This window comes from Galbitalea soli (genome assembly GCF_010686725.1).
Taxonomy (GTDB): Bacteria; Actinomycetota; Actinomycetes; order Actinomycetales; family Microbacteriaceae; genus Galbitalea; species Galbitalea soli.
The window spans coordinates 61,398-74,166 of record NZ_JAAGWZ010000001.1 but is presented as its reverse complement, the minus strand read 5'-3'; the positions used below and the strand labels follow the sequence as shown (position 1 = coordinate 74,166).

The window sequence follows — 12,769 nt, the reverse complement described above, 5'->3', positions numbered from 1 at the left end:
GTTGGCGCGGTGATCGTGAGGCTCCGGTGTTCGGGACCGACCGAATGCACGAAAAAGGAGTCACAACAACATGGCAACTGGAACTGTTAAATGGTTCAACGCTGAAAAGGGATTTGGTTTCATCTCCCCCGAGGATGGCAGCCCCGACGTGTTCGCGCACTATTCCGCGATCGCCACGAGCGGCTACAAGAGCCTCGACGAGAACCAGAAGGTCGAATTCGACGTCGCGCAGGGCCCCAAGGGTCCGCAGGCCGAGAACATCCGCCCGCTCTAGTCTTCGCTAGCACAGAGCCCCCGGCTCCTTCCTCGGAAGGGACCGGGGGCTCTGTCGTTGCCCGGGCTCTGTCGTTGCGGGGGCTCTGTCGTCGGGGCTCTGTCGTTGCGGGGGCTCTGTCGTTGCGGGGGCGCTCAGCCGAAGACGCCGTTCACGTAGTCCATCGTGCGCTGGTCCTGCGGTGCCTCGAACATGAGGTCGGTCGGGCCGTGCTCGACGATCACGCCCGGCGTGCCCGCTTCGGCGAGGAAGAACGCGCACTGATCGCTGACTCTCGCGGCCTGCTGCATGTTGTGCGTCACGATGACGATCGTGACATCGGCGGCGAGTTCCTGGATCGTCTGCTCGATGCGCCGCGTGGAGGTGGGGTCGAGGGCCGAGCAGGGTTCGTCCATCAGGAGGATACGGGGCCGCACCGCGAGCGAGCGGGCGATGCAGAGCCGTTGCTGCTGGCCGCCGGAAAGGCCGCCGCCGGGCTGCCGCAGGCGATCCTTGACCTCGTTCCACAGCCCCGCCTTGGTGAGGCACTCCTCGACGAGGTCCGCGCGCTCCGCCTTTCCCGCCTTGATGCCGGTGAGCACGAGGCCCGCCGTGACGTTGTCCTGAATGCTCATCGCGGGGAACGGGTTCGGCTTCTGGAACACCATCCCGATCTGCCGACGCGCGTCGGTGATCCGCAGGCCAGCGTCGTAGATGTCGACCTCGTCGACGAGCACCTCGCCGGCGAGCGAGGCGGACGGGACGAGTTCGTGCATGCGATTGAGGATGCGCAGGAAGGTGCTCTTGCCGCAACCGGAGGGGCCGATGAGGGCCGTCACCTTGCCGGCAGGCATGAGGAGCGAGACCCGGTCGAGCACCTTGCGGTCACCGAACCAGGCGGAGACGGCGCGGGCTTCGAGCGAGGCGAGACGGGGGCGGGCGTCGACGAGGCTCACGGGTTCCTTCACACGGCGGTGGGTCCGTCGTGGGCCCGGGGGCGACCCGCCGGATGAAAGCTACCGAGGCCGATCAAACGGGAGTGTGGCGCCGGATGAACGCCCGGTGAATGATCGGCGCCCGCTCAGGCGAGCAGCTCGCGCACCCGCGGGATGACCCGCGTGCCGTACAGCTCGATCGAGTGCATGAGCAGCGCGTGCGGGAGCGGTCCCGCACTGTACTTGAGATCGAATCGGCTGAGGCCGAGTGCCCGCGCCGTCGTCGCGATCTTGCGCGCGACGGTCTCCGGCGAGCCCACGTACAGCGAGCCGTGATCGGCCTCCTGTTCGAACTCGTCGCGACCCATCGCGCCCCAGCCGCGCTCGGCGCCGATGCGGTCGCGCATGATCTTGTAGTCGGGCCAGAGCTGTTCGCGCGCCTCCTCGTCGGTGTCGGCGATGTGACCCGGCGAGTGCACCCCGATGGGCAGTTCGGGCTGCTCCAGCTGCGTGAGCGCGCGGCGGTAGAGGTCGGCGTAGGGCGCGAACCGCTCGGGCGCTCCCCCGATGATCGCGAGCAGGAGGGGCATGCCGTAGCGGGCGGCCCGCACGACCGATTCCGGGCTGCCGCCCACCCCGATCCAGGCCGGCAGCGAGCCGGACCCGGTCGTGGGGTACACGCTCTGGGCGACGAGCGGCGGGCGGGTGCTGCCGGCCCAGGTCACCGGCTCCTCCTTGCGCAGCTCGGCGAAGAGGTCGAGCTTCTCGCTGAAGAGCTCTTCGTACTGGCTGAGGTCGAAGCCGAAGAGGGGGAAGGACTCGGTGAAGGAGCCGCGGCCGAGGATGATCTCGGCCCGCCCGTTCGAGGCGGCGTCGAGGGTGGAGAAGCGCTGGAAGACGCGGATGGGGTCGTCCGAGCTGAGTACGGTGACGGCCGAGCCCAGACGGATGCGGCTCGTGCGCCCCGCGATCGCGGCGAGCACCATCTCGGGCGAGGAGACGGCGAAGTCGCTGCGGTGGTGCTCCCCGATGCCGAAGAAGTCGACACCGACGCGGTCGGCGAGCACGGCCTCCTCGATCACGTCGCGGATCACCTGCGGGTAGGGCGTCGGCTCCCCGTTCTCGGCGCGCGTCACATCGCCGAAGGTGTCGAGTCCGAGTTCGAGTTCCTGTGCCATCGCGCACCGTCCATTCCCTGCACCGCCCGGTGGTCGGGCATCTATGCAAACGTATCGAACGCGTCAACCGGTGCGGCGGGCCGGGTATTCCCGTCGGATGACCGTGCCGCGGGCATCGTCACGCTAGCGCGACTGCGTCAGCTTCATCGCCCAGTCGAAGAACACGCGCTTGCCCGCGGTGGTGTCGCGTGCCTCCGTGTCGACGGCCCGGGCGAGCACGTCCGTCACGCCGCGCACGATCTGATCGAGATCCGCGTGCGGGGCGGTGAGCGCGAGCCCGGCCGAGAAGATGGTGAGGAGGTGGGAGACCGTCTCGGCGTCGATGTCGCGGCGGACCATGCCAGCGCGCTGCATGCCCTCGACGAAGTCGCTGCGGATCCCGACCCCGGGCACGTAACCGAAGCTGTTCGCGTTGCGCATGATCGTGTTCATCGCGTCGCGGTCGGCGGTGTAGAGCACCTTGGCGAGCGGCCGCTCGTACACGGAGGTCAGGGTGTAGTAGTAGATGCGCGACAGGAGCCCGCCGCGCGGATCGCGCTCGATGTTGTCGACGATCGAGACGTAGATCGACGTGAACTCGCGGTTGAGCATGAGCACGAGGGCTTCATCGAGGCTGCCGAATTCGGCGAGGATCTGCGACTCCGAGACGCCCGCGGTCTGCGCGACCCGGGCCAGGGAGACCGCATCGAAGCCATCGCCCACGATGACGTCGGCGGCCGCGTCCATGATGCGCGCGGCGACGGAGAGGCTTTCAGGCATGGCGTCACTTCCTCAGGTGGCGATGTCGGGTACCACTGTGCACATCCTACGTGGCCGGAAAGACCTGTCTGTCCCCCGCATTCACGGGACGTAACGCGGGTCTCGGCCGCGTCAGGGGCGACCGAAGCGCACCCCGGCCTCGCCGAGATAGCGCTCGAAGGAGGTGTGCCCCGAGAGGATGTCGACGAGTCGCGCGATCGCGACGTGCCAGGAGTCGACCACCCAGTGGTCGCCGTCGACCCGCGGGATCGGCAGGTGGGCGCGATAGCCGTCGACGACGAGGATCGTGACCCGGTCGACGAGGCTCGCCCCGAAGTAGACGTCGACGAGCTCCTCCGCGACGCGACGGTCGGCCCACGGCACGCGCGCCGCCCAGCCGTAGTCGTCGAGGGTCAGGTCGTCGTCGCTCACGCGCTGCCCCGGCTTGCCCCACTCGATGGCGGCGCTCACGTCGCTCGTGAGCACGGCGCGGTGGTAGGTGTCGATCTCGAACGACGCGGGCACCGAGCGGGCATCCGCCCCGGGAACGGCGTCCAGCTCGATCAGGTTCCAGTCGTCGTCGACCGTGCCGCTGATCGCCGATCGAAGGTCGTGCAGGTTCATCGACACCCTCGCCCTCAGAGAAATCCTCAGGCACAACCTAGCGTGCGGAGCGGCCCGCCGTCGAGTGGACCGGCGAGACATGCGAGTGCACGGCCATCCAGCGCCCGCCGCGGCGAGCGAACACGATGCTCTCGCGCTCCGTGAGCGTCTCGCGCTGCTCGCCGCGCGCGATCTCCCGGCGCAGCAGGTGCGAGAAGACGGAGAAGTCCCCGTGGATGTGCGCCCGCCGGTCGCTCGACCGCGCCGAGAGCATCCGAACCCCCTCCGCCTCCATGGACTCGCGCCAGCGCAGCAGGAACTGGCTGCGCGACAGCACCTGGTCGGAGTGGGCGTAGTGCGCGAAGGTCGCGTCGCTGGCGAAGCACTCGAAGTAGGCCTCGATGTCTCCCGCACCGAGGCGTGCGACGATCGCCTCGGCGGCGGTGAGCACCTGCGGGGTGCTGACGATGAGCGCGCCCGTCGTCACTGTGCGCCGTGGGCCGCGCACGCCCAGATGGTCACTGATCCAACTCATGGTTATTCACTCCCCCCGAGCGATATCCCCACACAGCCCGTGCCGCCCCGGCGAAAATGGGCAGGCGCCAGCAATCAAACACGGCGGGCGATCCGTCGGCAAGACGATTCGACGAGGAATTCGCGGTTTTCGACAACAAACCGTAAATCGGGCGGGCCTGTCCGGGGCTGCGGCCGAGCTGCGGGTACCCGCGGGCCGCGGCACCCCTGGGCGCGAGCCCGCCGTGTGACAGAATATGCGCATGGACGCAGATAAGCAGATATGCGGTCTCGACCCCGACGGCCAGTACGTCGAACTCGCCGTGGAGGTCTTCGCGATGCTCGCGGATGCCACGCGCGTTCGCCTCATCCTCGCCCTGCGCGCGGGAGAGCGCTCGGTCGGCGAGCTCGCCGAGATCGTCGGCAAGTCGCCTACCGCCGTCTCGCAACACCTCGCCAAGCTGCGTCTCGCGCGCATCGTCGCGATCCGCAAGGATGCCCAGCGCGTGTACTACCGACTCGAGAACGAGCACGCCCGCCAGCTCGTCACCGACGCCATTCTGCAGGCCGAGCACTCGCTCGACGACGTCCCCCGGCACCACCACGACAGCCCTGAGGACACCACCCCGTGACCCACGACCACGCCCACGACGACGCGCACGACCACGGCCACGGTCACGACCACCCGCACGACCACGACCACGACCACGCGCACCCGAGCGGGTTCCGCGGGTTCCTCTACGGCCTCTTCGTCCCGCACTCGCACGACGCCGCCGACTCGATCGACGACGCCCTCGAGGCGAGCGTGCAGGGGGTGCGAGCGGTCAAGATCAGCCTGTTCATCCTGCTCGCGACCACGGTGCTGCAGTTCGCGATCGTGCTCATCAGCGGCTCGGTCGCGCTCTTCGCCGACACGATCCACAACTTCTCCGACGCGCTGACGGCCGTTCCGCTCTGGATCGCCTTCGTGATCGGACGACGCGCCGCGACCCGCCGCTATACCTTCGGCTACGGCCGCGCCGAAGACCTCGCCGGGCTCTTCATCATCGCCGTCGTCGCCGTCTCCGCCATCGTGGCGGCCTGGCAGTCGATCGATCGCTTCGTCACCCCGCACCCCCTCCACAACCTGTGGTGGGTGCTCGTGGCCGGGGTCATCGGCTTCGCCGGCAACGAGCTGGTCGCCATCTATCGCATCCGGGTGGGCCAGAAGATCGGCTCCGCCGCGCTCGTCGCCGACGGTGTGCACGCCCGCATCGACGGCTTCACCTCCCTGGCCGTCGTGCTCGGCGCGATCGGGGTGCTCGCCGGGTTCCCGCTCGCCGACCCCCTCGTCGGCATCCTCATCTCCGTCGCGATCCTCGTGCTGCTCGCGGGCACGGTGCGGAGCATCGGTCGTCGCCTCATGGACGGCATCGAGCCCGCGCTCGTGGAGCGCGCCGAGCGGGTCATCGCCCAGACCCCCGGCGTCGACGCCGTCGACAGACTCCAATTGCGGTGGGTCGGCCATCGGCTCCAGGGCACCGCGACGGTCGCCGTCGGCGCGACGACTCTCGCCGGCGCCGAGGCGATCGCGGCGGAGGCGGAGCACCGGCTGGGCCACGCCTTCCCCACGCTCGATAGCATGACCATTCGGACCACATCGAGCGAGCGAACGCGGGAGGAGGCCGGATGACGGCGCACGATCACGGCCACAGTCACAGCCACGGGCAGTCCGGCGCGACCCGCCAGCGGCTCGCGATCGCGTTCGGCATCACCGCGGGAATCCTGGTGGCCGAGATCATCGGCTCCATCCTGACGGGAAGCCTCGCCCTGCTCGTCGACGCGGCGCACATGCTCACCGATGCGGGCGGCCTCGCGGTCGCCCTGCTCGCCGCCGGTCTCGTGCGCCGGCCCGCGACCACCCGTCGCACCTGGGGATACGGTCGCGCCGAGGTGATCGCGGCCGCAGCACAGGCGGGAGTCCTGCTCGCAGTCGGACTCTTCGTGCTCGTCGAGGGTGTGCGCCGGCTGTTCGAGGCACCGCAGGTTCCGCCGACCACTCTGCTCGTGTTCGGCATCATCGGTCTGGTCGGCAACGTCGCCTCCATCGTCGTGCTCGCGAGCTCCCGGTCGCACAATCTCAACCTGCGCGCGGCCTTTCTCGAGGTCGTGAACGACGCGCTCGGCTCGATCGCGGTCATTGCGGCCGCGATCGTCATCCGGCTCACGGGCTGGGGCGGGGCCGACGCCGTCGCCGCCATCCTCATCGGGGTGCTGATCCTCCCCCGGGCTTTCCGGCTCCTGGGCGAGGCGGTCGACGTGCTGCTCGAATCGACCCCGCGCGGACTCGACCTCGACGCCGTGCGCGAGCACCTTCTGGCGCTCGACCACGTGCAGAGCGTGCACGACCTGCACGCCAGCCAGATCGCGACCGGCCTCCCCGTGCTCACCGCCCACGTCGTGATCGACAACGAGTGCTTCACCGACGGGCACTCCCCCCAGCTCCTCGACGAGCTGCAGCAGTGCGTGGCCGGCCACTTCAATGTGAGCGTCGAGCACTCGACCTTCCAACTCGAACCGGTCACCCACCGTTCACACGAGAGCCCGACGCACGACTGATCGCGGGCATCCCTCGTACCGCGGCGGACTCTAGGATCGAGACTGTGCTCCCCCGGCTCCTCCGCCTCGCCGTGGTCACCGTGCTCGTCGGGATCGGCGCCGGAATCGGCGGCATGCTCGTCACCCTCGCCCTCCGCCTCGTGCAGCACCTCGCCTACGGCTACTCCGCAGGCACCTTCCTCGACGGGGCGACGCACGCGCCGCCCGCCGTGCGCGTCGTCGCCCTCCTCGTCGCGGGAGTCGTCGGCGCGCTCGGCTGGTGGGCACTGCGGCGCTGGGGACGCGCGATCGTCACCGTCGAGCGAGCGGTCGACGGCCGACGGATGCCCGGCCTCGCGACCCTCGCGAACGCCGCCCTCCAGGTCGTGGTCGTGGGACTCGGCGCCTCCATCGGGCGGGAGGCGGCACCCCGCGAGCTCGGGGCACTCGTCGGCGGCTGGCTGAGCGACCGGGCGGGCATCTCGGAGCGGGAACGGCGCATCCTCGTCGCCTGCGGCGCGGGCGCCGGGCTCGCCGCGGTGTATGACGTGCCCCTCGGCGGCGCGGTCTTCACGCTGGAGGTGCTGCTCGCGCAGTTGACCGTGGGGACGGTCATCCCCGCCGTCGTGACCGCGGGCCTCGGCACCCTCGTCGCGCGCCTCGTGGTGCCCACCGACCCGCTCTACACGCTGCCGGCGCAGCTGAGCTGGACGACCGCGGTGCGCTGGTCATCCGTTCCCTTCGGCCCGTGGTTCGTGGCGTGGTCGATCGTCGTGGGCGCGGTGCTCGGCGCGCTCGCGGCGGGGTTCGTCGCACTGACGGCCCGCGCAGCGGCGCGACGACCGCGGAGCTGGCGGATCCTGCTGGTCATGCCGCTCGTGTTCGCGGCCGTCGGCATCGCCTCGGTGTGGCTGCCGGCGATCCTCGGCAACGGCCGTGGCCTCGGGCAGATCGCCTTCGACGGTGCGATCGGGATGCTCGGTCTCGCCGTGCTCGCGATCGTGAAGACGGTCGCCACCACGGGCACGATCGCGAGCGGTGCGGCGGGCGGCACGCTCACGCCCGCCCTCGCGATCGGGGCGGCGCTCGGTGCCGCGGCCGGCGCTCCGCTGCACTCCCTCACCGGGGCATCCCTCAGCGCCTTCGCGCTCGTGGGGGCCGCGGCATTCCTCGCCGTGACCCTGCGCGCGCCCGTGACCGCGATCGTGCTCGTCGTGGAGTTCACCCACGCGACCCCGTGGATGCTGCTGCCGATGGTGATCGGCACGACGGCGGCGATGCTCGCCTCCCACCCTTGGCGCCGCAGGCGGGCACCCGGAGTCGACTGACCCCGCGAGCGGGATGGCTCAGGGAGTGCGCGCGGTCTCGCTCGGCGTCGTGGCCGGCTCCTCGTCGCTGTCACTGTAGGTGTCCACCGTCGCGGCGGCGTTCTTCGGAACCCAGCCGTCGACGAAGACCGAGGGTTCGACGCCGGGGTGGCGGCGGCTCTGCACCACGATGAGCAGGATCCCCAGGGCGATGGCCACGAACGACGCCCAGATGTTCGCGGGGATGCCGAGGTAGCCGTCGCTCGTCGGGTCGATGCGGATCGCCTCGAGCCAGCTGCGGCCGAGTCCGTACCAGATGAGGTAGGCGCCGAACAGCTTGCCCCACTGCGGGTGGAGGCGACGCTCGATGAGCAGGAGGATCGCGACGCCGATCAGGTTCCAGATGATCTCGTAGAGGAACAGCGGGTGGAAGAGCGTGCCGGCCGGCAGGCCCGCCGGGAACTTGGCGTTGGTGGACTCGATCTGCAGGCCCCACGGGAGGGTCGTGGGCAGGCCGAAGAGCTCGTGGTTGAAGTAGTTGCCGAAGCGGCCGAGCGACTGGGCCACCAGCATGGCCGGCGCGAGGGCGTCGGCGAAGGCCCAGTAGCGGATGCCGTAGCGACGACACCCGATCCACGCGCCGATCGCGCCGCCGATGAGCGAGCCGTACAGCGCGTTGCCGCCGTCCCAGATCGCGAACACGTTCCAGAGATTCGCACCGGGGAAGAAGTAGTCGCCCACGTGCGTGAACACGTGATAGAACCGCGCCCCGACGATGCCGAGCGGGATCGCCCAGAACACGATGTCGAGCACGACCCCCGACGGAGCACCGCGCCGGGTCAGACGCGACTGGGTGATGATGATCGCCGCGACCATCCCGATGAGGATGCAGATCGCGTAGGTGTGGATCGTCAGCGGTCCGATGCTGAACTGCGCCCACGCGGACGGCGGACTCGGAATACTCGCGTGCAGCATGACGGGGCTCCTCCACGGGCGTGACGATCGGCGGGACGGTGGGCGCGCCGACGATCGCGACGCACAGACCATCTTCTCGCACAATTCCGGGAGCGGGTGGCGCGGGTGCCGGGGCGGGCCGCGCGGTGGCCGCGCCGTGCCCGGGAGCTCGCGACGCGGGCACCGCCACCCCGCACGTGAGAACTCACACGCAGTCTCGCTTCCGTCTTGGCTGCTTCATAGAAACCCCTCAGGGTCGCTGAGCACGCTGACATCAGACAGAACACCCGCACGGAGCAGAAACGGAGCGAACCATGACCCCCAGACAGACCGGCAAGCGCAAGGCCACCATCGCGACCGCGCTCATCGCCACCGCCAGCGCGCTCGGGCTGGGCGCCGCGTTCACCGCCGCGACCGTGAGCATCGAGGCCTCGACCTCGGGAACCAGCGGCACGACCGGCACGAGCAGCACGGGCACCAGCAGCACCGGCACCAGCTCCACCGGCACGACGAGCAGCACCTCCTCGGGCACCACCTCCGTCGGGTCGAGTTCGAGCAGCAACACCGCCGCGACCTCGAGCGGATCGTGACCGTGTCGGCCCCGACCACGCGCGCGGCGGAATGGTCGCTCTGGAGCACCACGGCCCGCCTCGTCGTCACCGACCCCGCTCGCCTCGACGACGCTGTCCGCATCGCCGACCGCATCCTCGCCGACATCGACGCGGCCTGCAGCCGGTTCCGCGCCGACTCGGAGCTCAGCCGGATCGCCCCCGCGCTCGCCGACGGCGTCGACGTCAGCCCCCTGCTCGCGACCCTTGTGCGCTATGCCCTCGACGTCGCGGCCGAGACCGACGGCACCGTCGACCCCACGCTGGGGTACGCCCTCAGCGCGGTCGGCTACGACCGCGATATCCGGCTCGTCGAGGACTCCGATCGCATCCTCCGGGCGATCGTCTCCCGACGACCCGGATGGAAGAGCGTGAGCCTGAACGGCTCGCTGCTGCGGCTCCCCGCGCACCTCGCGCTCGACCTCGGGGCGACGGCGAAGGCCGTCGCAGCCGACCTCGTGGCCGCCGAGATCGTCGACCAGCTGGGCTGCGGCGTGCTCGTGAGCCTCGGCGGCGACATCGCGACCGCGGGCACTCCCCCGAGGGTCGGCTGGCACGTGCTGGTCCAGGACCTGCCGGATGACCGCCGCATCACCGTCGAACTGGGTGGTGGCACGGCCCTCGCCACGAGCAGCACGCAGAAGCGGCGCTGGACGCGGGCGGGCATCCCCGTGCACCACATCCTCGACCCGCGGACCGGCCTGCCCGCGCCCGCCGTGTGGAAGACCGTCACCGCCGCCGCGCCGAGCTGCCTCGCCGCGAACGCGCTGAGCACCTCGAGCATCGTGCGCGGGGAGGAGGCGGTGTCGTGGCTCGCCGCGAAGGGCGTCGCCGCGCGACTCGTGCGCTGGGACGACACCGTGATCACGACCGGCGACTGGCCGGCCGAACCCGCGTCCGCGACCCCCGCGACGCACCCCGAACTGAGAAAGGCGGGCTGACCATGTCCACCGCACTGTGGGCGCTCGGCCGCGGGACGGGCGTCGTGTCGCTCGTGCTCATCACCGTCTCGGTGGTACTGGGCATCCTGACCCGCTCCGGGCGCCCCGCCTTCGGCCTGCCGCGGTTCGCGGTCACGCTCGTGCACCGCAACGCCTCGCTCCTGGGCAGCGTGTTCGTGGTCATCCACGTCGTCTCGCTCTTCTTCGACTCCTACGCCCAGCTGGACCTCGTCGACCTGTTCCTGCCCTTCCTCGGGGCCGCGAACCCGCTGTGGCTGGGATTCGGCACGGTCGGGCTCGACCTGCTGTTCGCCATCGTGATCACCGCGCTGCTGCGGGCCCGAGTGGGACGCCGGGTGTTCCGCGCCGTGCACTGGTTCAGCTACGCCATGTGGCCCATCGCGCTCGTGCACGCTCTCGGAATGGGGTCCGACGCCTCGTCGGCCTGGTTCCTGCTGCTCACCGGACTGTGCATCGCGCTCGTCGGCGGCGCGCTCGTCTGGCGGGTGAACGAGAGATTCGTCGAGTACCGCTCGCGCCGCGTCCACGAGTTCCCGGCCGATCCGACCCCGGCGCTCGCCCCGACCCCGACCCCGACGACCGACACGACCCGCACCCTGGAGGTGACCCGATGAGCACGCCCACCCTCACCGCAGCGACCCGCGCGGTGACCGACCCACCCGCTCCCGCCGGCACCCGCCGACTGTTCGCCGCGGGCGCACCCGATCTCGCCCACCACGCGGCGACCTTCGGGCCGCTCCCCCATCCCGACTCCGCGGCGCTCGTCGACGAGGTGCAGGCCGCGGGCCTTGCGGGTCGAGGCGGGGCCGCCTTCCCGGCCTGGCGCAAGATCGCCTCCGCGCAGAAGCGGGCCGGCACCCGCGACCGTGTCGTCGTCATCGGGAACGGCGCCGAGGGCGAGCCGATGAGCGCGAAGGATGCCACGCTCCTGCAGCGCGCCCCGCACCTCGTCATCGACGGACTGCTGCTCGCGGGTGCGGCGGTCGGCGCGACCGAGCTCTACCTCTACACGGGAGCCGCGGCGCTGGCCAGTGTGCGCGCGGCGACGCTCGAGCGCTCGGACGCCCGCGGCATCGTGCTGCGCGAGGCGCCCGACAGCTTCATCTCGGGTGAGGCCTCGGCGGTCATCCACTCGATCGAGAAGGGCAGGGCAATCCCCCGCGACCACGTGGTGCGGCTGACGACCTCGGGCCTGCGCGGTCGCCCCACGCTGCTGCACAACGTCGAGACGCTCGCGCACCTCGCGCTCGTCGCACGCTACGGCGCGGACTGGTTCCGCTCCGTCGGTTCGCGCGAGGAGCCGGGAACCCGCCTCTTCACGGTTCGCGCACCGGACGGTCTGCGAGTGATCGAGGCCGCCGGCGGCGTGTCGATCGCGGAGGCGGTCTCGCTCGCGGGGGTCGACCCGCGCGGATTCTCGGCGGTCCTCGTCGGCGGGTACCACGGCGGCTGGGTGCGATCCGAGCACCTCGGTCGGCCCCTTACGCGGGAGGCGCTGCAGGAGTTCGGCGCGGCGCCGGGCGCGGGGATCCTCATGGGTCTGCCCGTGGGCAGCTGCGGGCTGACCGCCGCGGCGCAGATCGCTCGCTACCTCGCGAGCCAGTCGGCCCGCCAGTGCGGACCCTGCGTGAACGGCCTCCCCGAGCTCGCGAGCGTGCTCACGCGACTGGCGAGCGGCCGGCGCGACCCCGGTCTGCCCGCGGAGGTGCGGCGACTCGCGGGAATCGTGACCGGGCGGGGCTCCTGCCACCACCCGGACGGCACGGCGCGATTCGTGCTGAGCACGCTCACCGCGTTCGCGGACGACGTCGAGGCCCACCTCGCGGGCCACTGCCTGGGCGGTGCGGCATGAGCGGCCAGACCCGGTTGACGACCGGAGCGCGGGCCGCGGCGACGCACACCCTGCACATCGACTGGACGGCCTGCGACGGTCGCGGGCTCTGCACCGAACTGCTCGCGGGGCTGCTCGACCGGGACGAGTGGGGGTATCCGCGCGCGCTGGGCTACGGATCCGACGTGCCCGTCTCGGCCGCGGAGGAGGAGGCCGCCTGGGACGCGGTCGCACTCTGCCCGCGCCAGGCGCTGAGCCTGCGCGCGGCGCCGCGCGGCTGAGCCTGCGCGCGGCGCCGCGCGGCTGAGCC

The 12,769-nt window shown here is 71.0% G+C and carries 16 protein-coding genes; 10 read left to right on the top strand and 6 right to left on the bottom strand.

Annotated features, from left to right (window positions below):
• Positions 1 to 70: 70 nt before the first annotated feature.
• Positions 71 to 274, top strand: coding sequence for a cold-shock protein (locus G3T37_RS00330; RefSeq protein WP_163471407.1), 204 nt, complete (start codon positions 71 to 73; stop codon positions 272 to 274).
• A gap of 134 nt (positions 275 to 408) precedes the next feature.
• Here G3T37_RS00330 and G3T37_RS00325 read toward each other — a convergent pair whose 3' ends face one another.
• The 5 genes from G3T37_RS00325 to G3T37_RS00305 form a co-directional block, all read right to left on the bottom strand.
• The gene (locus G3T37_RS00325) at positions 409 to 1,209 is read right to left on the bottom strand and encodes a phosphate ABC transporter ATP-binding protein (protein ID WP_422110961.1); all 801 of its coding nucleotides are present in this window, start codon (positions 1,207 to 1,209) and stop codon (positions 409 to 411) included.
• Positions 1,210 to 1,334: 125 nt separating this feature from the next.
• Complete coding sequence (locus G3T37_RS00320; protein WP_163471403.1) at positions 1,335 to 2,366, bottom strand: LLM class flavin-dependent oxidoreductase; 1,032 nt, start codon at positions 2,364 to 2,366, stop codon at positions 1,335 to 1,337.
• A gap of 123 nt (positions 2,367 to 2,489) precedes the next feature.
• Entirely contained in the window at positions 2,490 to 3,125 is a 636-nt protein-coding gene (locus G3T37_RS00315; protein WP_163471401.1) for a TetR/AcrR family transcriptional regulator, read from the bottom strand.
• Between the two features lie 111 nt (positions 3,126 to 3,236).
• On the bottom strand, positions 3,237 to 3,728 hold the full coding sequence (locus tag G3T37_RS00310; protein ID WP_163471400.1) for a hypothetical protein: 492 nt from the start codon (positions 3,726 to 3,728) through the stop codon (positions 3,237 to 3,239).
• A gap of 37 nt (positions 3,729 to 3,765) precedes the next feature.
• Complete coding sequence (locus G3T37_RS00305) at positions 3,766 to 4,242, bottom strand: nuclear transport factor 2 family protein (RefSeq protein ID WP_163471398.1); 477 nt, start codon at positions 4,240 to 4,242, stop codon at positions 3,766 to 3,768.
• Between the two features lie 241 nt (positions 4,243 to 4,483).
• Here G3T37_RS00305 and G3T37_RS00300 point away from each other — a divergent pair, with 241 nt between their 5' ends.
• From G3T37_RS00300 to G3T37_RS00285, 4 genes are read left to right on the top strand one after another with little or no spacing between them, the layout of a single operon-like run.
• The gene (locus tag G3T37_RS00300; RefSeq protein WP_163471396.1) at positions 4,484 to 4,852 is read left to right on the top strand and encodes an ArsR/SmtB family transcription factor; all 369 of its coding nucleotides are present in this window, start codon (positions 4,484 to 4,486) and stop codon (positions 4,850 to 4,852) included.
• Entirely contained in the window at positions 4,849 to 5,892 is a 1,044-nt protein-coding gene (locus tag G3T37_RS00295) for a cation diffusion facilitator family transporter (protein ID WP_163471394.1), read from the top strand. Before G3T37_RS00300 ends, G3T37_RS00295 begins: the two co-directional genes overlap by 4 nt.
• Complete coding sequence (locus tag G3T37_RS00290; protein WP_163471392.1) at positions 5,889 to 6,818, top strand: cation diffusion facilitator family transporter; 930 nt, start codon at positions 5,889 to 5,891, stop codon at positions 6,816 to 6,818. Before G3T37_RS00295 ends, G3T37_RS00290 begins: the two co-directional genes overlap by 4 nt.
• Before the next feature lie 44 nt (positions 6,819 to 6,862).
• Positions 6,863 to 8,125, top strand: a complete 1,263-nt coding sequence (locus G3T37_RS00285; RefSeq protein WP_338401131.1) for a chloride channel protein — start codon at positions 6,863 to 6,865, stop codon at positions 8,123 to 8,125.
• An 18-nt stretch (positions 8,126 to 8,143) separates the two neighbouring features.
• On the opposite strand, the gene lgt is transcribed toward G3T37_RS00285, so the two are convergent.
• Complete coding sequence (gene lgt, locus G3T37_RS00280; RefSeq protein WP_163471390.1) at positions 8,144 to 9,079, bottom strand: prolipoprotein diacylglyceryl transferase; 936 nt, start codon at positions 9,077 to 9,079, stop codon at positions 8,144 to 8,146.
• Between the two features lie 293 nt (positions 9,080 to 9,372).
• Between lgt and G3T37_RS14615 the strand changes: the two genes are divergently transcribed.
• Genes G3T37_RS14615 through G3T37_RS00260 form a run of 5 tightly spaced genes read left to right on the top strand, consistent with a single transcriptional unit; the run spans position 9,373 to position 12,740 of the window.
• A complete protein-coding gene (locus G3T37_RS14615) occupies positions 9,373 to 9,648 on the top strand; it encodes a hypothetical protein (protein ID WP_206673778.1) in 276 nt (91 codons plus the stop codon).
• A 2-nt stretch (positions 9,649 to 9,650) separates the two neighbouring features.
• Complete coding sequence (locus G3T37_RS14610; RefSeq protein WP_206673777.1) at positions 9,651 to 10,607, top strand: FAD:protein FMN transferase; 957 nt, start codon at positions 9,651 to 9,653, stop codon at positions 10,605 to 10,607.
• A 2-nt stretch (positions 10,608 to 10,609) separates the two neighbouring features.
• Positions 10,610 to 11,242 carry a ferric reductase-like transmembrane domain-containing protein gene (locus G3T37_RS00270; RefSeq protein WP_163471386.1) on the top strand — a complete coding sequence of 211 codons (633 nt, stop codon included), beginning with the start codon at positions 10,610 to 10,612 and terminating at the stop codon, positions 11,240 to 11,242.
• Positions 11,239 to 12,480, top strand: coding sequence for an NADH-ubiquinone oxidoreductase-F iron-sulfur binding region domain-containing protein (locus G3T37_RS00265; protein ID WP_163471383.1), 1,242 nt, complete (start codon positions 11,239 to 11,241; stop codon positions 12,478 to 12,480). Before G3T37_RS00270 ends, G3T37_RS00265 begins: the two co-directional genes overlap by 4 nt.
• The gene (locus tag G3T37_RS00260) at positions 12,477 to 12,740 is read left to right on the top strand and encodes a ferredoxin (RefSeq protein WP_163471381.1); all 264 of its coding nucleotides are present in this window, start codon (positions 12,477 to 12,479) and stop codon (positions 12,738 to 12,740) included. Before G3T37_RS00265 ends, G3T37_RS00260 begins: the two co-directional genes overlap by 4 nt.
• Positions 12,741 to 12,769: the final 29 nt, after the last annotated feature.